Genomic DNA, 19184 nt, shown 5'->3' with positions numbered 1-19184 from the left:
TATATGGCTGACCTGCGGTTAAGGATCCGGGCGGGTACCGGAACCTCCCCAGCGGGGCCCCCTGCTGGCAGGATCACGACGCAACAGCGCGGCAAGCGGACGTCGTCCAGACAGGCCACCAGCTCAGCGCTCGGAGAGACCCATCATGGCGCCGTACGTTCTCGGTCAACTTGCGCCGGAATCACGACACGGCGCGTCGGTCTCCTCCCATGAGCTCCAGAGCCCCGTGGAGCCGGTCCCATCCGGACCGCGCGCACACCGGCCACGGGCCCGGCCTTTCCGCGATCCACGCCGACACGGCGTGGATCGACGCCGTCCGCACCGTTCGGCACCGGTCCCCACGAGGGGAGGGACCGGTGCCGGACGACGCGTGCCGGCTGTTTCCCGCCTCAGGGCCCTTTCACTCAGTCCAGCTGGAGGCGGTCGGCCAGCCCGGCGGTGGTGAACGCCTTCACGACGTCCTCGCGGCTCTCGGTGAAGTGGGCCCAGCTGTCGCAGTGCACGGGAACCACCCGGCGCGCGTCGAGGATCCGCGCCGCCTCGGCCGCCTGGGCGCTGTCGAGGACGAGCGGTTCGCCGTCGAACAGCACCGGGAAGCGTGGCGCCCCGGCGAACAGGACGGCGGTGCCGACCGGACCGAAGCGCTCGGCGATCCGCCGGACCGCCTCGAGCGAGGCGTTGTCGCCGCTGACGTAGACGGTGGGCAGGTCCGCGCCGGTCAGGACGAAGCCGACCACCTGTCCGGTGATCGGTACGACCTCCTCGTGCGTCCCGGGCCCGTGGATCGCGGGCACGCCGGTCACCGTGACCGTGCCACCGTCCGGGCGGTCCAGCTCGACGGACTCCCAGTCCTCAAGTCCCTTGGCGCTGCCGCCCAGGCGCTGTCCGCCGGCGGGCGTGGTGAGGGTGAGCGGGACGTCGGCGAGCAGGGCCCGGCCGGAGCGGTCGAGGTTGTCGGCGTGCTCGTCGTGCGAGAGCAGGACCACGTCGACCCGGCCGAGATCGCCGGGGGCGACGGCCGAGGGCGCGGTCTTGGTCAGGAGCGGACGGCCGGGCTCCGGGTAGTCGCCGGGCGCGTCGAAGGTGGGGTCGGTCAGAAAGCGCAGGCCGCCGTACTCGAAGAGGGCGGTGGGGCCGCCGAGGACGCGGACGGGGAGCTGCTGGTCGGTCTGCTGGTCGTTCGTGCGGGCAGCGGTCATGAAGGAAGCACACCTCACGGATGGAATGGGTCTATCCGTGAGAGACGGTAGCCCTGTCTCACGGATGGCCGCAAGCCGTACCATGAGATCCATGCAGGAGACCGTGACCGCCGAGCCCGTACCGCCGCCCGCGCCGGGCGCGGAGCAGTACCTCGCCCTCGACTTCGCCAACACCGCCATCGCGCTGCCCGGCGGCCAGTTCCTCGATCTCCTCGGCACCCCCGCCGCCGCCCAGCAGTGGCTGGTCGAACGCGGCCTCGCCCCGGCGGACGCCGGACTGCGGGAGATGTGCGCGGCGCAACTGCGCTCTCTGCGCGAGAACATCCGGGCGCTGCTCGCGTCCCGCGTCGCCGGGCTCCCCGCCCTGCCCCCGCCACTCGCCGCCGTCAACGACGCGCTGACCCGGGTCCCCACGGCCGCCCTGCTGCACTGGGACGAGAAGAACGGCCCCTACCGCGCCGCCCCGCACCCCACCACGCAGATCGTCGACCACGCCCTGGCGACCCTCGCCGCCAACGCGGCAGACCTGCTCACCGGCCCCGACGCCGAACGCCTCACCGCCTGCGGCTCCCCACCCTGCACCCGCTACCTGCTCAAACACGGTCGCCGCCACTGGTGCTCGACCCGCTGCGGCGACCGAGCCCGCGCTGCCCGCGCCTACGCGCGCCGCACCGGCCGCGGAACGACGGACTGAACGCCGCTGCTCGAACAGGTCGTCACGCGCGGCGGCGTCGCGGCCGGAGGCGCCACCGGAGACGCGACCAGAGGCGCAACTAGAGGCGCAGCAGCCGCTGGGTGATCTCCCGGTACTGCCTCAGCGCGAGACGGAGTTCGGTGGAGTCCGTCTCGGGGTCCCGGCCCTCCCAGCCCTCGCGAAGGAGACGCCGCTGTTCGGCGAGAGCGCCGACGATCTGGGCGGTGGCCTCGTCGAAGGCGCCCTCGGCCTCCTCCAGCGCATCCCGCGGGGCGTCGGCGAAAGCGTTGACGGCGTGTCCGAGGCGCACGCCGATCCTGTCCCGCTCGTCCGACGGGACCAGCGGTTCAGGGCCCTGGGTACGGCGCTCGGAGCGGCCCGAGGTGCGGTCCGCGGGCTGCTGGGCGCGTGTCTGGTCGTACATCATCGGTGCCGCTTCCTGTTCGTCGTGCCGGATGTTCCGGAGCGGCATGGCTGCGAGCCGTGCCGCCAGTCGACGTCCGGCATCTGCGGACCGTCTCCCGTTCCGGTCACGGACCGTCTTCCCGTTTCCGAGCGAGTCCACCCGGCCCGCTCCTCCACAGCACGTCGCCCGTCCTCACAGGGGCAGCCCGTGACTCCCCTTCGGACCATACCCCGCCGTCCCACCCCCATGACGGCACCTTCTTGCAGGGACGGTGGTCAGCGGGCGGCCAGGACGCGACTGGTGAGCACGTTGGTCAACTGGCACCGCGACCCTCCCCGCCCCCGCTGAGGCAGGGGGCGGGGAGGACAGGGGACGTCAGGAAGCCGAAGGTGTCCAGTCGCCCAGCCAGTCCGCGACCTCCTGGCCCGCGGCCTGCGCGTCGGTCAGGAGGGGGCGGTCGGTGCTCGCGGCGCCCGCGCCCGCGCCGGTGTTCCTGTACTCGGCGAAGCGGTCGTCCTTCCAGGAGAAGCCGCTCATGTCGGTCCAGGGGGTGGTCCGGATCGCGGCGCTGAGGTTGGTGTTGCGGACCGTGGTCTGCGGGTCGAGGGCGGCGTCGCCGCCGGCGTGCCAGGGGCGGCCGAGGTAGAAGGTGCGGTCGGAGACGTCGCCGTTGACGGTGGAGTTGGCGATCAGGATGCCCTTGCGGCCCGCCACCGTGCTCGGGGCGGTGACGTAGCCGGCCGAGGTGCCGTTCCAGCGCTTCTTGAGGGTGATGACCGAGCGGTCGATCACCGCGGTCGCCCGGCCGAAGATGAAGTCGACGTTGCCGATGACGTAGGAGTTCGCCATGTAGACGCGGCCCAGTTTGTCCTTCGACGCGGTGTCCACCAGCAGGGTGTCCTGGTCACCGCTGACGATGACGGAGTCCAGGAAGACCTTGTCGGCCGCGGTGCGCAGGGCGACGGCCTGGTGGCCGGAGAGGGACTGGTTGGCGGCCTCGTCGAAGTCGTTGGAGATGGTCAGGTTGCGGGCCTGGAAGTCGTCCGCCTCGACGGCCACGGTGGCGCTGCCCCCGGTGCCGTAGGTGCCCGAGCCGTCGGGCTTCGGTGTCCCGGACGCGTTGTTGTAGACGATCACCGTGTCCTTGCGGCTGCCGCCCGTGCCCTGGATGGTGACGTGCGGCTTGTTGGCGGGGACCTTGACGAGTTCGCGGTACGTCCCCGGCTTGACGGAGATCACGACCCGCGACGGGTTGTTCGCCGGTACGGCGTTCACCGCGGCCTGCACGGTCGCGTACTGCCCGCTGCCGTCCTTGGCGACGGTGAGGGTGGTGGCAGCGGCGGCCGCGGCGCCGGCGGTCGTGGCAGCCGTGGAGGTGCCGATCGAACTCCTCGGGCCCACCCCCGACTTCAGCAGCGCGGGCACGTCCGCCGTCTTGTCCGGCGTGTAGGCGTAGTACGTCTTCGGGTCGAAGGCCGTACCGCCGCTCTCGTTGCGTCCACTGGTCCCGACGAAGGTGTTGCCCTTCTGGACGATGCTCGCGGTGCTGTCCTTGATGACGGGGTTCTTCATGCCCTGGAAGTAGGAGTTCTCCAGGACCATCTTGGTCGCGCCGCGCGAGTAGTTGCCGTAGGAGGAGTTGATGCCGGTGCCGGCGACGTCCTCCAGGAAGTTGTTGTAGAGGTGCGCGTGGGCCGCGTTGTCGGTCGACGGGTTGCGCTGCTCGGTCTCGCGGATCCAGTTGTGGTGGATCGTGATGTCGGTGACGACGTTCTCGGTCCAGCCGATGCCGAAGGCCTTGTTGTCCTGGCTGAGCTTGTTCCAGGACACGGTCACGTTCGTGGTGTCCTTGCGGACGTCGATGAGCCCGTCGGCCATGTTCCGCAGGTCGTTGTGGTCGATCCAGACGTGGTGGGCGCCGTCCATCTGGATGGCGTCGAAGTCGTGGTCCTTGTCGTTCCAGACGCCCTGGTACGCGTCCCGGATGGTGAGGTTCCGGATGATCACGTTGTGGACGCCGGTGCCGAGGAAGAACCCGCCGCCGACGATGTGCCCGGAGGTCCCGGCGCCGACGATCGTCTTGTCGGAGGCGACCTTGATCTCCTTGCCGACCGGGTTCATGTTGATGGTGGCGGCCACGACGATGACGTACGGCTCGGCGGCGGTCGCGTACTTCTCCAGGTCCGCGAGCGTCTTCACGGTGACGGTCCTGCCGTCCCGGCCGCCGTACGTGCCGTTCTGTCCCAGGGCGTCGACGGAGGCGAAGCCGTCGGCGGTGGCGGTCGCCCAGGCGGGGGCCGCGGGGGCGGCGGAGGCCGTCCTCTGAACGTCCTGACCGAAGACGCCGAGGTCCGTTCCGTAGGCGAGAGTTCCGGTGGCGGTCAGCGCCAGGGGGACGCCGACCGCCAGCGCGGTCTTCCTCCTGCGATGGCGGGGCTTGCTGCGGGTTTCACTCACGACTGCATCCGATCGAGTCAAGTGACAGGGGGATCACATCACTTGCTGGTCGGAGCTGGTGGGCAAAAGGTTGCCGCGAAAGGCCTCAGGCTCCGCTCAGGCGCAGGTCTTCCGGACCCCGATCACGCGCAGGTCTTCGGGTCCAGTTTCTGCTCCCACTTGTCCTCCCGGCCGTCGGGCTGCCCGTTGGGCAGGAGCTTGTCGGAGGTGCCGTCGATGTAGTAGCCGTAGGAGTAGACCGTGTTGTAGCCCCGGTCGCGCCAACTGTGCACGGTCTTGTGGCCGTTGCCCTTGTCCCACTCGTAGTCCTCGACGTAGAAGACCGGGTTGACGCGCACCACGCGCTGGTACGGCGTCCAGGTCACGGCGACCTGGGTGCACGGCGGGATCGTCTTCTCGCTGCGGCGCTCGAAGGACGAGGTCTTCTCCCAGCCCCACTCGTAGCCGGCGCTGCCGCCCGCGGTGCCCGAGAAGATGCTCTTGGCGAGGGACAGGCTGATCGAGGCACCGACGCTCTTCTTCGCGAACGTCTTGGTGCTGTAGCTGCTGACGAAGGTCTCCTTGTCGTCCTTCGAGCCCCGGTTGCCGATCCAGGGGGAGACGCGGACCGGCTCGCCCTTGGTGGACCAGGTCGAGGCCTGTGCGTAACCGCACCAGCCGCGGAAGACCTCCCACGGCCCGGCGGGTATCCACAGCGGAGCCACGTCCCGCAGGTACTCGTCGCGGGTCTTGAACTCGCCGGTGTCGACGTTGAGGGCGCCGTAGACGCCCGTCAGGCTTGCCTCCTGCTCACAGAGCCGCTCGATCATCAGGTCGGTGTTCCCGGGGTCGGTGCCCCGGATGTCCGTCGCTCCGCCCGGGCCGCCCGCCGCCTGCGCGGAGCCGGTGCCGGCCAGCAGACCGGTCAGGGCGAGGGCGGTGGAGGCGGTGATCAGGGCGCTCCTCTTGAGGGCTTTGCGCGCCTTGCCACGTGATGTGCGGATGAGTCGCATGGGGGGTGGCTCATTCCTGAGTGCAGTGCACAGGTGCGTGGGACACCTGTCTGACAGCCCAGGAAGATTGCAGAGAACTCACGAGTAGGGTCGGAAGTGCGTGAGGAATGACAGGACATTGACAGGGAGGCGGGGCTGCCTGTCGGTCTTTGCCCGTTTAAGTGAGCAACTCCGCGAGCGCGTCCGCGAAGCGGACGAACCAGTCCCGCCGGGCCCCTCCACGAGCGACCCGGAATCCGTGCCGGCGTCCGTGGAACGCGGTCCGGACCGCGTGGAACTGGGCCCACCGCCGGACCCGTTCGCGGTCGAGCTCCGCCGCCTCGGCGAAGACGTCCAGAGCGCGGTGCGCGGCCTTGGACAGGTCATCGGCCGCCAGCAGGGCGAGGGCACGCGACTTCAGCAGGGTGCCGCCGTCGTAGGCCGGGTCCCCCGCGTAGCCCTTGTTCTGTATCGAGTGACTGTTGTTGGTCAGACGCGTTGATGTCTGTGTGACATTCGCTGCAGGAGATCCTCAATGCTGGCAAGTCCATCGATTCGACCTTGGCCGGTCCCTCGGTGCACTTGCCGACGTACTTCCCGAACGTGCCCTGAACCTGCCGTCGTGGGCGGAGAGCCTGGGCATCCGCGACGAACAGCGGTTCTTGATCGGCCCGGACGGACGGCCGGACCTACGGGTCAATGCATGCCTTGCCTCCGCGAAGTGGCGGAACCTCGACGAAGGCACGCGGCGGGACTACACCTACTCGGTGGGGGTGTGGCTGAACTTCCTGGTGAAGCTTGGGATCAGCTGGTGGGAGACCACTGAGGAGGATGCCCAGGAGTTCATGTTCTGGCGGGTAACAGATCCTGAGAACGATCAGTCGATCCAAACGAACTCGTTCTCCCGAGACCTCGCTGCGCTCAAGAAGTTCTACAAGTGGGTGAACGCCCAGTACGGCGTCTTCAACCCGTTCGAGGACTTCGATCCGCCTCGGATCACCCGGAAGGAGAACGTCAAGTGGTTGGACCCGGGCGGCTATGCCCGGTGGCGTGACCTGGGCCTGCGGGGGATGGATCTGTCCGGGCGCCCTGACCGGTGGTGGAAGGGCCGCAACGAGCAGCGTGACGTCGCGTTCTGCGACGGGCTGTACGGCAATGGGCTGCGAGTGTCGGAGTGGGCGAGTGTGACGTTGCCGGAGCTGCCCCGCTATGACCGGCGGCGCGGTTACTACACCTGCGAGCTGGCGGACGCCTGCGCCAAGGGTGGATACGGGCACAAGTACTGGACACCGCGGTCGGCCATGAAGGGGGTGCTCGCCTACGTCGAGGGCGCCCGGGCCGCGGCGGTGCGGCGGGCCCAGACCGCTGGCAGGTACGAGCGGATCGGTGACCGGCGCCTGGTGCTGTCGACGGACGGCACCGAGTCGGTGAGGTTGGAAGACCGCCGCGGCGGCACGGAGACCAAGTCCTGGAACGACATCGGTCCACGGACCCGCCTGCGTTTGCTCCGCCGTACCGACCACGGTCTGGAGCCGGTGGCGCTCTGGGTGAACGAGGATGGACTACCGCGGCAGGGGCGCGGGTGGGAGCACACCTTCGAGGCCGCGAACCAGCGGATCAAGGACTTGGGGTTGGAGTCCTTCCGCTGCACCGCCCATATGTTGCGGCACTTTGTCTCTGCTTAGTTTCCGTGTGGCGTTTGACTCCAACTGGGCCGATGGCCTGGGAGTTTGGGTTTTGCGCTGAGCCGTGTGGTGTTTCTACTGTCGGCGCTCATGATCCTGAGTTTCTTCTCGTCCCGGGGCTGGGAGTCCTGGGAAGTCGAGCATCGGCCGTTGATCCCCGAGGGGATGCCCGTGCTCGTCGACGACGACTTGCGCTTCGAGGACGGTCCGGCTGCCCTGCGCCCGGCTGCGGTGGTGAACCGGTGGCTGCGTGAGCTCCCGGCCAGCGGGGCGCCGGCGCCGAGTTCATGGGAGAACTACGCGCGGGCGGTCAAGGAGTGGATGGAGTTCCTGACCGAGCACGGGGTTGGGTTGTTCGACTCGCGGGAGCGGTTGAAGGCTGGGCTGAGCCGGTATGCCGAGCACCGGGCGGCGGGCCCGTTGAAGGCCCGGTTCGCGGCGACGACGTGGGGCCAGCACATGAGCATCCTGTCGCTGTTCTACCGGTGGGCGATCAATGAGGGGTACGCGACGGCCGAGCCGTTCACCTACCGGGCCGCGCGGGCTCTGTTCGCGGGCACCGGCCGGGAGGTGAAGGTGAACCTGGCGGTCCGCCGCACCCCGAAGCCGCACGTGACGATCAAGTATCTGGAGCCGGACTTCACCGAGCTGTTCCGCAAGGGCATGCGGGGACTGGCTCCCGACGGCTCGCAGGACACCGGCTTTCACGGCCGGGAGATGGCCCGCAACGCGGCGGTCGGGGACCTCGCGCTGGCCACCGGGCTGCGGCTGCAGGAGTTCACCTACCTGCTGCCGTGGGAGATCCCCGCGCTGCCGCCGGAGCCGACTGCGGTGCCGATCCCGTTCCCGGTGCCGACCGGGATCACCAAGGGCAAGAAGTTCCGCACCACCTGGGTCTCCTACGAGGCCCTCGCCACGGTGCACGACTACGTGGAGCTGGACCGGGCCGCCACCGCGGAGGGCACACGGTGGCGGCCGCCGCGACGGTGGGGCGAGCCGTTGATGGTGACCGAACCCGACGAGTGGGGTGGGCTGATCAACGGCATCCGGCGGCCCTGGGCGTCGCTGACCCCGGCAGAACGCCGTCGGCTGGTCGCGCCGGAGGGCGGTTCGTGCCTGCTGGCGGTGAAGAACGGCGGCGGCCCGTTCACCGCGTGGGCGACGGTCTTCGAGCGGACCTCGGACCGGATCCGGGCCCGCTTTGAGCCGCGGTTCCCGCACGTCTGGCCCCATCGATGTCGCCACACCTTCTCGATGAGAACCCTGGAGTACCTGGTCACCGGACACTACCGGCAGGCCGCGAAACTCGTACGGGACACCGATGCCGACGCCGCCCTGGTCTTCTACCTCAGCAAGGCCGACCCGCTGCTTGTGCTCCGCGATTTGCTCGGCCATACCACTGTCCTCACCACGGAAAAGTATCTCCGGCGCTTGGACACAACCCGCATCTTCCGAGAGGCATACGAGGGGGCGGGCGCCGCGGCCGGACTGACCGACGACGCGGGCGCCGACCGGGAAGCCGCCGCCGAGTTCACCGACGACGTCGAGGGCGGGGCTTCCTGATGCCGACCATGCTGATCGACCAACCTCTCGGAATCACCTGCGTGTTCAGCGACGGCAGCCGTGCGACGTTCTCGCTGGACGGCTTGCCGAACCCGTTGCTGGCCCGGCAGCTGGCCACCGGCCTGGTGGATCTGATCCACCCGCACGGCACCGCGGATTCCGCCGGCACGGTCAACCATTACGCCCAGGCGATCCGGGGCATGGTGCGGACCCTGGCCGCGCAGGGCTTCACCCGCGGCCTTGACCAGATCAGACGGGCCAGGCTGGCCGAGTATTTGATGGGATGCTCGGGCGGTCGGGAGGCGTGCACCCGCGCGATGGTCGAGGCGTTCGGCCAGGTCGGCGGCTCGCTGGGGGACGGCGTGCTGGAGCTCGCGGCCGGACGGAACTTCAACGTTCAGCCGAATCACCACGCCCTGCCTCCCTACTCGGAGACCGAGTGGCAGCGACTGGGCGACCTCTGCCGACGGCTCGTCGAGGAGTCGTACGCGGCCCACCGGCAGGCCCTGACCGCTGTCGCTCACGGACAGCATCCCGCCGAGAGCGGATGGACTCCCCAGAACCTTCGCTGGCTGCTGGCCACCGTCGGACCGGTGAGCATCTCCGAGTTCGGCCGCAACGTCGGCATCTCGGCCGCTCTGGTCCACCGCCGCGGCGGTTTCCACGACGCGACGCAGGCCCTGTTCCCGCACCTGGAAGTACTCATCGCCTACCGCTTGTTGTTCGGCATCTACTCCGGCATCGTGCCGGACGGCATCGAGGACCTGGTCACGCAGGACGTCGACTGGGCCGGGGACTCCACGATCCTGCTCTCCTACGTCAAGGGCCGCACCGCGGCCGAGAGCCTGAATCTGCCGCGCAGGGCTGTGCGTCTGCTGGAGCAGTGGCTGGCCCACTCCACGCTGCTGCGGAGCTTCGTGCCGTCGGGCGAGGGTCGCAAACTGTGGTTGGGGCTGAGCCGGGCCGGCGGTGACCGGCGGGTGAGGAAGTTCGACCGCGTCGCCATCCAGCGGTGGGTCCTGCGGCACCAGTTGGTCGGGGACGACGGGCAGCCCTTGAAGATCCACCGGTCCCGGATCCGCACCACGCACGAGGCGATGCGGGACAAGAGCGCGTGGACCGGCAGCGGCCGGGCCACCATTGACCCGAACCACACCCCCGCCGTCGAAGGCGACCACTATCTGACGGCCGCGACACCCGCTCAGCAACGTGCGGTCGAGGCCGTGATCGAAGACGCCCAACATGACCTGCTACGCAGGTCGCATCCGCCGACGGTGCTCACCGAGGAGGAGGCCGCCGCCCTGGCCGAGGGCTATCCGCAGCTCGTGGCGGACCTTGCACTGGACGACGAGGTGATCGCCGAACTCGTCGGCGGACAGCGGGATGTGTTCATCGCCGCCTGCGGCGATCAACTCTCCGGACTGCACGGCCCGAAGGGCAAGCCCTGCCCGGCCCGCCCCTGGGTCTGCCTGCTGTGTCCCCTGGCGGTGTTCGCGCCACGGCATGCGGTCAGCCTGCTGCGGCTGAAGGCGTTCTTCTCCCGGCAGTGGCAGCAGATGCCCGCCGCCCACTTCATGGCGGTCTTCGGCCCCTACGCCGCCCGCATCCAGCAGGTCCTAGACCGCTTTGATCCGGCCGTGGTCACTGCGGCCGCCGCCCACGTCACCGACCGGGATACCGAACTTCCTCTGCGGCCCGAGGAGATGACCGCATGAGCACCGCACTCGCTCCCGCCTTCGACGGACGCTCTGCCGTCTTCGCGGACGCCGATATCTGCGACGAAGCCGGCCTGACCCTGCCGGACAACGCCGCTCGCCCCGCGTTCGAGGACGACATCTGGGACTTCACCCACGTCATCGGGCTGCCGACCCAGCTGAGCCCCTCGGTCAGGCGCTTCGACTTCACCCTGATCACAGACTCGCGTTGGCGACTGGTGGCCAAGGAACTGGTCCTGGCGATGCTCGCACCACGCCACCAGTCGGTCGCCCCTTTGCCCCGCGCCTTCCGCAACCCGCTCCACGTCACCAGTTGCCGCGGTCGTCTCGACGAACTCGTCCGCTTCTTCAACTGGCTGAGAGAGCGGGCGACCATCAGCCTGCAGCTGATCACCACCCGGGACTGCGAGGCATACCTGGCTCACCGCCGCTACGTGCTCGACGAGGACGGAGCTGTGATCGGCGAGAACAGCCACGCGACCAGGCGATCCGCCGCCCAGGTCGTCGTCGACCTGGTGAACTACCGCGACCTGTTCACCGCCGACCGCGTCCCTGCCGAGCTGCGGCCCTGGGGCGGCGCCACCGCCTCCGCCGTCGCGGAGATGCCCAGCGGCCGAGAGGAGAACAAGACCCAACCGGTCGCGGACGAGATCATGCAGCCGATGCTCGCGGCCGCCCTCTACCTGATGTCCACCCTGGGCCCGCACGCTGTCGAGCTGGCACACACGGTCCGCGAATCCGACCTTCACTCGGCACGGCGAGCCCAAGGAATCCGGCGCGTGGGCCCCAAGAACCGCATCCCGGTCCGGGAGCTCAGCGAGATCCTCGCCGAGTACACGCGAACGTGCACAGCCCTGCCCATGCTGGACGACCATTACATCTCGAAACGCCTCGAACAGGGCTGGGCCGAGGGCGATCCCCTTCTCCCGGTGGCCATGGGCACCCTCGCCCGCCGGGCCGGGCTGAGCCAGTTCTGCCACCCGTGGCTGCCCACCATGCGGCCTGCGCTGGAAGACGCCCTCGCGCAGGTCGGCGTCGAGAGACCGTTCGGCCGCGATGCCGACCCGGTCCCCGCGGCCGACGGAACATCGGCACTGCCCTGGACCCTGCCACTGTCCCGGCCTCAGGCAGTCGCCCTGGTCGGCATCGTCCGCACCGCCGCGATCATCACCGCTGCCGCCATCTCAGGCATGCGCGCGAGTGAGCTGATGGAATTGCGCATCGGCTGCCGACGACCGCCCGAAGAGGCCGTCCCCGGCCTGCCCCGCTACCGGATCGCAAGCAAGATCGTCAAAGGGCAGCCGCTGGGCGGCACCCACGACGAGTGGGTCGTCATCGAGCCGGTCTATCGAGCGATCGAACTCCTCGAGCAACTGCACGACGCCCCGGCAGAAGGCGCCTTGCTGATCGGCAGGTTCTCCTTCAACGTCCGCTTCAAGTGGTTCAAGAACTGGGTCAACTCCGAGGCCGGGAAGCGACTTGGCCTGGCGCAGATCCCCGAGGGCCCAGTCAACCTGCGGATGCTGCGGCGGACTTTGTCCCTGGAGATGGCCTACCGGCCCGGCGGCGTCCTGGCCACCAAGATCCACATGAAACATATCGCCGTGGCCACAACGGAGGGCTATGCCTCGCGTCCTGGCGGGGCTCAGGCCGAACTTTTGGCCGAGGTCAACAAGCACGAGAGCGAGCGCAACCTCCAGCTGGTACTGGAGGAGTTCCGAAACTACCAGCAGGGCGTTCTGCCCGCCGGTCCCGGCGCCCGCAGCCTCACCGAGCTCTTCGCCAGCATCGACGCCCAGCTCGATGCAGCCTCGGCCTCGGCCCCGAAAACCCAGCGCAACGACCGCGACGTCCTCAACCTCCTGACCAAGCGCGCCAAGGTCTTGCACCTCGGACCGGCGAACTACTGCTGGTTCACCGACCCTTCCCGGGCACTCTGCCTCAAACTCGCGGGCACCCCCACCGCGGACCGTCCGCTGATCGGGATGTGTGACTCCGCCCGCTGCCCGCAGGCCACCCACCACCCTGGTCACCGACCCGTCTGGGCCGAACACGCCGACAGGACAAAGATCTTCATCGGCCAACTCGGCGCGACCCGCAAGACCGAACGAACCCGCCTCCAGGCCGACTACGACAGAGCCCTCCGGGTCGTCGCCGAGATCGACGCCGCCAGCGCCACCAAGGACGAAGACTCATGAGAATCTCCGCAGCCCAGCGGACCGAGAACGAGAACCGCATCCGGGCCGCCATGGACCGGCTCCTGCGCGGCGAGATCCCGCCTGGCGGCAAGTGCGACATCAAGACCCTTGCCAGTGAGGCAGGGGTCGACCGCACCGCGTTCTACGGCACCCGCCCCTACGCTCACCTCCGCGTCGAGTTCGACCGACGCCTACAGACCCTGCACCAGGCTGGCGGGATCCCCGACCCGCGGGAAGCCCACATCGCACGCCTCAAAACGGAGAACGCCAAGCTCAAGGAACGGCTCGCCCAGTCGGAGAGCACCGTCGATGAACTCTCCGACTTCCGCACCCAGGCCCTCGCCCGACTCGCCGCACAGCACGAAGAGATCGCCCATCTCCGCGAAACCGCCGCCGCGGTCAACCGTGTGACCCGCCTCCCAGCAGCCCGAACAACCACAATCGGATCCTGCAGCTGACATGCCCGGCCCACAGCAGCCGAGCCGGTCTTCACATATGTCGGAGGGTGTATTCCGCGCTGGCATACTCCCCGCCCTGCGGATCGCTCTCGGCCGGATCTTGGCCCGCCGGAAGACGCGAAGCGAAGGCTTCGGCATCGTCCACGGGCACGTATCCCAAATCCGCCCCGGCATCGGTATCCCAGAAACGGCGGGTGTTGGCAGAGACCGCATAGACGGTCTCGAAGCGCACGGCCGGAGCGGTGAGAGCTGTCCGGACGAAGCCGAGGCCGTCGCGGGGGCTCAACCACGTGGACAGATGCCGTCGCTCGCTCGGTGCGTCCTCGAAGCTCCCGATCCGCAGGCACACCACCGACAGGCCGAACTTGTCCGCATACAGGCGCCCGAGCGCTTCCACTGCAACCTTGCTGACCCCATAGAGGCCGTCCGGACGCGCGGGCATCTCGGGTGTCACGGTCTCCGCGACCGGATAGAAGCCGCTCACACGATTGCTGCTAGCCAGCACGACCCGCCGCACCCCCTGCCGACGCGCGCCCTCCAGCACGTTGTGCGTCCCTCGGACATTCCCGTCCAGCAAATCCGGCAATGGCGCCTCATCAGGGACCCCACCCAGATGCACCACCGCGTCCACGTTCTTCAGGACTGCTGTCACCGCTTCAGCATCACGCAGATCCAGCTGGTGAACGTCCTCCCTCGGCGTCTGCGCTGTGAGCCCAACACGATCGATGAGCACCAACCGCGCTACCTCATCACGCAAGCCCGCCCGCACCACCGATCCGATCCGCCCGGCCGCACCCGTGATCGCCACAGTCTCAAGTCTGCTTCCCATGACGACCACCCTGCCGCACACCACCGACATCCGGACCTCCGCGAGCCTTCCGCGGGCAACTCGAAGCAAGGGCGGATCGTGATCTGCCTCACTGCGACCCTTCGGGAATCGCGACACCGTCCGTCGCCATCAAAGCGAAACCGGCCGCGGCAATCGCCCCGCTCAATGGCCACACGGACCTATCCGCACACGGCCTCTGCGGACACAAGGCACACGCTCGCACTCAAGTGGTACGCGATCGGCAAGCTGGTGCACGCGGCCCGTCTCGGGCACCTCAGCGCCGAGGAACGGGCAGACTTCCGCGCCCAGTTCGGAGACGCCTGGCACTTGGTTCAGACGATGCTCGGGCACCGGACGGTCGAGACGACCAAGGAGATCTACCTGGAGCCGTTCCGCAGCCTGGACGTCGAACTGCTGCTGGCGCACGCGGACGGCTTCCCGGTCGAGGCGTTCATGGCGAGTGTGTTCACCGGCCACCCCCGCGTGCGCACCGATCCGTTGGCGGTGGCCGGATGAGCGGCCACGGGCATCGCGCCACACTCCCGACGGGCCGGCCGAGGACACGGCGAGGCTTGTTCACCAGCAGCGACGGTCGGCTCATGGTGCGGTGCTTCAGCCAGAACGGCGACGAGTTCGCCGACTACGACCTGTCTGTCCTGACGTTGGCCCCAGGACTGCGAGAGGCCCTGACAGCCGCCTTCGTCAAGCGCACGGCCCCTGGGGCTGGTCTGACCTCGCTGCGCTCCACAGAGAAGAACTACTGGTCCCTGGTGCACTTCGACCGCTACCTGCGGACTTTGCCCTGGCCACCCCGTGAGGTCTCGCACCTGACGCCGGAGCACATCGACGGGTTCTACGAGACCCGCAGGCATCTCGTTGCCACGGTGAGAGGCGAGATCTCCGATCTGAAGCAACTACTGATCCGCACGGAAGGCATCAGCAGCGCGATGGCCGGACGGCTGGCCGCTCCGCTCCCGCCGAAGCCGTCGGCCGAGCCGAAGGAGAGTTACAGCCGCACTGAGTTCAGACGGATCGCTGACGCAGCCCGAGGCGACTTGAGAGCCGCAGCTCAGCGCATCCGGGAGAATCGTGATCTCCTGCGTCGGTATCGGCAAGGCGAGATCGAGGTTGGCGACGACCGGTTTCTGGCCGAGCGACTCGAATTGCTGGACTGGGTGGACCGGTTCGGCGACGTCCCTCGCAGACGAATGGAATCGGGCCGAGACGCGGGTACGGACGTTCCGCTGCGCTGGATCTCCCGTCACGGCCATGGCAGTGCCCCGGAAGTCGTCTCGTGGCTCCATCTGACCGCCCAGGAACTTGCCGCCGGAGCAATCCTGCTCGGGGTTCTGACGGGTGAGAACCCCGACGTCATCTTCAATGTACCGGCGGCCCACCATAGAGCGGATGGCCACACGGGCCGGGCAGGTACGACCATTGTGGACCTGGTCAAACCCCGCCGAGGCCTCCGGGCCTACATGAACCTCGCCCTGTCACAGGTCCCGGACTGGATCAGCGTCCCGGACCAGCCGGAGGAGATGACAACCCGGGACGAACTGCACACCCCGTTCGGCCTCTACACGCTGCTGCATGAACTGACGGCCCGCTCACGGGCATTGGCCGGTGGAAACCTGTTGCTAGTCGGCTACTGCGCTTCGGGTGGCCGGGACCAAGGTCGCGGACTACGACCTATCAACCGCAGCAGCGGCCTGATCGGTGACCGGGCCTCGGCGTGGGGACTGAGGAAGGACGAGCCGGACGACGACGGCAAGCCTGTTCCGCTGACGTTGACGCTCAGCCTGTTGCGACTGACCTACATCGAACTGCACCAGAAGCCGGTCGCGCACACGGAGAAGACCGCGGCGACCCAGTACCTGCTCCGCAACCGAGGCAACGTCACCGAATACCGCAAGGTCGTCGCGGCGGCACTCACCGAGGAAGCTGCCAAGGCCCGCGCTCGCGGATCGGTCTCGGTGATGTCCGCCGACGATGTCGAACGGACCCGCACCGACCCGGAGGCGGTTGCCTCCGAACACGGTCTCGACCCGGTGATCTTGAAGAAGATGATCGCGGGAGAACTCGACACCGTCATGACCTCGTGCACCGACAACAAGAACAGCCCGCATGCGCCGTCGGGAACGCCCTGCCCGGCCTCATTCATGCTCTGCCTCGACTGCGAATGCGCGCGGGCACTTCCCAGACATCTGCCCATCCAGGTTCTTGTCCACGACCGGCTCTCCGAGCGCCGGGAGCAGATGGACGTACTTCAGTGGGCCCAGCGGTTCGCAGGACCGCTCGCCCGTCTGGCCGACCTGCTGGCCGAAGCCGACGAAGCCGCCGTCGCGGATGCTCGCCGTGACGCCACCGACGCCGACCGGGCGCTCGTCGAACGATTCCTGAACCGGGAGCTTGATCTGCGATGACCGCCCTCGCACCGATCCTGGATTGGGGAGATCTCCCAGACGGCACTCTGGCACCGACGCTGGACACGCTCGTGCTGCTGAACAGAGATCTACGGCCAGGCACGGACCTGTGCAAGCTCTCCCGGTTCGGCGACGACTGCTGGGATCTCAACCCGGCTGTCTTCGAAGACCACATGCCGTCCATGGTCGTGAACTTCACGCTGCTGCCCATCGAGATGCGGCTCGCGGCGAAGTTCTATGTCTGGCAACTGCTGAACCACACGGAAGCCAGAGCGTTCCGGCGAGCAGGTGCCGGCCGCATCGCGGTCAGGACGGTCGCGAACGCGTTCCTCAACGGGATGAAGTTCGTACTGGAATGGTTCGTGCAGCAAGGCGTCACCGAGCTCTGCCAGGTCACGAACGCTCTGCTGGACGACTACCTCGTGGCCCTGCTGGATCACGAAGTTCCTCTGGAACGCTGCTACCGGCGGATCACCGAGATCCGCAGACTCTGGGCCCACCGGCACCTCCTGCCGTCCACAATGCGGCTCCCGGACTCTCCTCCCTGGGGTGGCGCCGACACAAGAGACCTGCTCGATCGCCCCCACACGTCGCGGGCCAACCGCACTCGGCGGATCGGGGAGTCCACGATGCAGATGCTGCTGGTCTGGGCCATCCGGTTCGTTGAGGACTTCGCTGAGGACATCCTCTCCGCCCACGCCGAGTATCTCGATGTGCACGGACGCCTCCCTGACCGAAAGAACGCCGGCGAGCGGCTGCAGGCTCACCGGCACCGGACAGGCGAGCTGGAACCACGAGTGGTCGCCTACTTGAAAGAGCTGGAACGGCGAGGCGAAGGACTTCCCGGGCGCCGCCGTGACGACGGAGAGCTGGAGATCGCCTGGACGCACCTGTCTGCCGTCCTCAGCTGCTCGTCCACCTTCAGGAGGAACGCGACCGGCCGCCTGGTGCTGGAGTCGGGCCTGCCGATCAGCGAGCACATCTACCTCGATGTCCCCGTCGTCGGTCTCTTGGAGGGACGCCCTTGGCGCGAGAACCGGATCACCTACTCAGAGGCTCCGCAGTTCGCTCGGCTGCTGAGCACGGCATGCTTCATCGTCGTCGCCTACCTGTCCGGCGCGAGAGCGGGGGAGGTTCTCAACCTGCGACGTGGGTGCGTCGAACACGATCAAGCCACCGGCCTCTGGTTGATGACCGGCCTCTACTTCAAGGGCGCCGTGGACCAGGACGGCAACAAGATTCCGGAGGGGCGGGTGCGGTCCGACCCCTGGGTCATCATCGAACCAGTCGCCCACGCGATTGCCGTCCTCGAACGTCTTCACCCACACCCACTGCTGTTCCCCGCCAAGATCGAACCTTTTCGTCGGCGATCAAAGCGCAGCAAACGGCTGGGAGAAGCCCGGAACGACCAGCGGATTGCCGCGGACCTGACCGCGTTCACCGCCTGGGTCAACGCCGAATGCATCCGGCGCGGACGCACCGACCAGATCCCTGACGACGAACGAGGACGGCTCACGGTCGGCCGCTTCCGCCGCACCCTCGCCTGGTTCATCCGGCGCCGCCCCCGTGGGCTGATCGCCGCCTCCATCCAGTACGGCCATGCCCACACTCAAATGCTCCAGGGGTACGCCGGCGACTACGACTCCGGCTTCCCTGACGAATACGCCTTCGAGGAATGGCTTTACCGCCTTGAGTGCCTGGCCGAGGACGAGCAGCAACTCGCCGAAGGAGAACACGTCAGCGGCCCCGCCGCCGACACTTACCGCCTTCGCGTCACCGAGGCCAGCCGCCAGTTCGCCGGCCGCGTCCTCACAAGCGAGCGCCAAGCCCGCGACCTGGTCGGCAACCCGCTGCTGCAGATTCACCACGGCCGTGGCATGACCTGCGTCCTGAACCCGACCACGGCCGCCTGCCAGCTGAGAGGCACCACCGACGACCCTCTGGTCACGCCGGACACCGACGACTGTCGGCCCAGATGCCCCAACCTCGCGCGCACCGACCGCGACATTGAGTACGTCAGGCACCAGGTGGCCGATCTGGAAGAGATCGTCTCCGACTCCCTCGCCCCGCCCATCCGCCATGAACGCGAACGGCACGAACTGGCCCGGCTGCAAGCGATCCTCGACGCACACGAAAGGGACACCCGATGACTGTGTTCCCCCTCGACCACGAGACCGACGCGACCCGGAGAGCCATCCTCGCCGCGATGAACCGCCTGTTCGCCGGCACACCCCACCGGTCCACCGGCCGCCTCAACGTCTCCCAACTCGCCATCGAGGCCGATGTCAAGCGCTGGAACCTCACCCATCAGCACACCGACCTCAAAGATCTCTTCCAACAGCACGTGGCCAAGGACGAGGCGAAGAGAGCAACACAGGCCCGATCGGCCGACGCCTATGAGGAGCTGAAGGCGAAGTACACCGACCTCCAGGCCCACTGCCGGTTCCTGGAGGAGCGGCTCAAGACCTACGCGGCAGCACTCAACCTGCTCTCCCTGGAGCATGCCGCAGTCACCGGACGGGACGCAGAGGCCGCCAAGGTCCGCACTCTGCCCCGTCGGCGGCAGCACACACGGTGAGTGCTCCG

At 68.2% G+C, this 19184-nt stretch carries 15 protein-coding genes and 1 pseudogene; 10 read left to right on the top strand and 6 right to left on the bottom strand.

Going from position 1 to position 19184, the window contains the following annotated elements:
* Positions 1-404 precede the first annotated feature (404 nt).
* Positions 405-1199 (bottom strand): MBL fold metallo-hydrolase, encoded by a 795-nt coding sequence (locus ACZ5XS_RS10940; protein WP_468649907.1) that lies wholly within the window; start codon positions 1197-1199, stop codon positions 405-407.
* 91 nt (positions 1200-1290) lie between these two features.
* Here ACZ5XS_RS10940 and ACZ5XS_RS10935 point away from each other — a divergent pair, with 91 nt between their 5' ends.
* Positions 1291-1893 (top strand): CGNR zinc finger domain-containing protein, encoded by a 603-nt coding sequence (locus ACZ5XS_RS10935; RefSeq protein WP_468649905.1) that lies wholly within the window; start codon positions 1291-1293, stop codon positions 1891-1893.
* 79 nt (positions 1894-1972) lie between these two features.
* Here the strand turns inward: ACZ5XS_RS10935 and ACZ5XS_RS10930 are convergent, their stop codons facing one another.
* From ACZ5XS_RS10930 to ACZ5XS_RS10915, 4 genes and pseudogenes are all read right to left on the bottom strand, one after another.
* Positions 1973-2320, bottom strand: a complete 348-nt coding sequence (locus tag ACZ5XS_RS10930; protein ID WP_468650183.1) for a hypothetical protein — start codon at positions 2318-2320, stop codon at positions 1973-1975.
* A 354-nt stretch (positions 2321-2674) separates the two neighbouring features.
* Positions 2675-4756 (bottom strand): pectinesterase family protein, encoded by a 2082-nt coding sequence (locus ACZ5XS_RS10925; protein ID WP_468649903.1) that lies wholly within the window; start codon positions 4754-4756, stop codon positions 2675-2677.
* Positions 4757-4878: 122 nt separating this feature from the next.
* Entirely contained in the window at positions 4879-5748 is an 870-nt protein-coding gene (locus ACZ5XS_RS10920) for a hypothetical protein (protein WP_468649901.1), read from the bottom strand.
* Positions 5749-5905: 157 nt separating this feature from the next.
* Positions 5906-6202: pseudogene (locus tag ACZ5XS_RS10915) on the bottom strand (aminoglycoside phosphotransferase family protein); the annotation flags it as partial.
* A gap of 34 nt (positions 6203-6236) precedes the next feature.
* Here ACZ5XS_RS10915 and ACZ5XS_RS10910 point away from each other — a divergent pair.
* From ACZ5XS_RS10910 to ACZ5XS_RS10890, 5 genes are all read left to right on the top strand, one after another.
* Positions 6237-7412 (top strand): site-specific integrase, encoded by a 1176-nt coding sequence (locus ACZ5XS_RS10910; RefSeq protein ID WP_468649900.1) that lies wholly within the window; start codon positions 6237-6239, stop codon positions 7410-7412.
* A 90-nt stretch (positions 7413-7502) separates the two neighbouring features.
* Positions 7503-8975: a site-specific integrase gene (locus tag ACZ5XS_RS10905; protein ID WP_468649898.1), complete on the top strand. Its 1473-nt coding sequence runs from the start codon at positions 7503-7505 to the stop codon at positions 8973-8975.
* 8 nt (positions 8976-8983) lie between these two features.
* Entirely contained in the window at positions 8984-10690 is a 1707-nt protein-coding gene (locus ACZ5XS_RS10900) for a hypothetical protein (protein ID WP_468649896.1), read from the top strand.
* Positions 10687-12888: a site-specific integrase gene (locus ACZ5XS_RS10895; RefSeq protein ID WP_468649894.1), complete on the top strand. Its 2202-nt coding sequence runs from the start codon at positions 10687-10689 to the stop codon at positions 12886-12888. Before ACZ5XS_RS10900 ends, ACZ5XS_RS10895 begins: the two co-directional genes overlap by 4 nt.
* Positions 12885-13346 (top strand): hypothetical protein, encoded by a 462-nt coding sequence (locus tag ACZ5XS_RS10890; protein WP_468649892.1) that lies wholly within the window; start codon positions 12885-12887, stop codon positions 13344-13346. Before ACZ5XS_RS10895 ends, ACZ5XS_RS10890 begins: the two co-directional genes overlap by 4 nt.
* Before the next feature lie 31 nt (positions 13347-13377).
* Here the strand turns inward: ACZ5XS_RS10890 and ACZ5XS_RS10885 are convergent, their stop codons facing one another.
* Positions 13378-14154, bottom strand: coding sequence for an NAD-dependent epimerase/dehydratase family protein (locus ACZ5XS_RS10885; RefSeq protein WP_468649890.1), 777 nt, complete (start codon positions 14152-14154; stop codon positions 13378-13380).
* A gap of 186 nt (positions 14155-14340) precedes the next feature.
* On the opposite strand from ACZ5XS_RS10885, the gene ACZ5XS_RS10880 reads away from it, so the two are divergent.
* From ACZ5XS_RS10880 to ACZ5XS_RS10865, 4 genes are read left to right on the top strand one after another with little or no spacing between them, the layout of a single operon-like run.
* Positions 14341-14691, top strand: a complete 351-nt coding sequence (locus ACZ5XS_RS10880; RefSeq protein ID WP_468649888.1) for a hypothetical protein — start codon at positions 14341-14343, stop codon at positions 14689-14691.
* 56 nt (positions 14692-14747) lie between these two features.
* Positions 14748-16598, top strand: a complete 1851-nt coding sequence (locus ACZ5XS_RS10875) for a hypothetical protein (protein ID WP_468649886.1) — start codon at positions 14748-14750, stop codon at positions 16596-16598.
* Positions 16595-18748 (top strand): hypothetical protein, encoded by a 2154-nt coding sequence (locus tag ACZ5XS_RS10870; protein ID WP_468649884.1) that lies wholly within the window; start codon positions 16595-16597, stop codon positions 18746-18748. Before ACZ5XS_RS10875 ends, ACZ5XS_RS10870 begins: the two co-directional genes overlap by 4 nt.
* Positions 18745-19176, top strand: coding sequence for a hypothetical protein (locus ACZ5XS_RS10865; RefSeq protein ID WP_468649882.1), 432 nt, complete (start codon positions 18745-18747; stop codon positions 19174-19176). Before ACZ5XS_RS10870 ends, ACZ5XS_RS10865 begins: the two co-directional genes overlap by 4 nt.
* Positions 19177-19184 lie beyond the last annotated feature (8 nt).

This window comes from Streptomyces sp. NPDC033131, from assembly GCF_055578365.1.
The sequence above is the reverse complement of the archived record's forward strand: the minus strand, read 5'-3'. Positions and strand labels throughout refer to the sequence as shown.

Excerpts from the sequence above, each read along its gene's own strand:
- ACZ5XS_RS10940 (WP_468649907.1), bottom strand. The coding sequence starts at position 1,199 with ATGACCGCTGCCCGCACGAACGACCAGCAGACCGACCAGCAGCTCCCC.
- ACZ5XS_RS10935 (WP_468649905.1), top strand. The coding sequence starts at position 1,291 with ATGCAGGAGACCGTGACCGCCGAGCCCGTACCGCCGCCCGCGCCGGGC.
- ACZ5XS_RS10930 (WP_468650183.1), bottom strand. The coding sequence starts at position 2,320 with ATGATGTACGACCAGACACGCGCCCAGCAGCCCGCGGACCGCACCTCG.
- ACZ5XS_RS10920 (WP_468649901.1), bottom strand. The coding sequence starts at position 5,748 with ATGCGACTCATCCGCACATCACGTGGCAAGGCGCGCAAAGCCCTCAAG.
- ACZ5XS_RS10905 (WP_468649898.1), top strand. The coding sequence starts at position 7,503 with ATGATCCTGAGTTTCTTCTCGTCCCGGGGCTGGGAGTCCTGGGAAGTC.
- ACZ5XS_RS10900 (WP_468649896.1), top strand. The coding sequence starts at position 8,984 with ATGCTGATCGACCAACCTCTCGGAATCACCTGCGTGTTCAGCGACGGC.
- ACZ5XS_RS10895 (WP_468649894.1), top strand. The coding sequence starts at position 10,687 with ATGAGCACCGCACTCGCTCCCGCCTTCGACGGACGCTCTGCCGTCTTC.
- ACZ5XS_RS10890 (WP_468649892.1), top strand. The coding sequence starts at position 12,885 with ATGAGAATCTCCGCAGCCCAGCGGACCGAGAACGAGAACCGCATCCGG.
- ACZ5XS_RS10880 (WP_468649888.1), top strand. The coding sequence starts at position 14,341 with ATGGCCACACGGACCTATCCGCACACGGCCTCTGCGGACACAAGGCAC.
- ACZ5XS_RS10870 (WP_468649884.1), top strand. The coding sequence starts at position 16,595 with ATGACCGCCCTCGCACCGATCCTGGATTGGGGAGATCTCCCAGACGGC.
- ACZ5XS_RS10865 (WP_468649882.1), top strand. The coding sequence starts at position 18,745 with ATGACTGTGTTCCCCCTCGACCACGAGACCGACGCGACCCGGAGAGCC.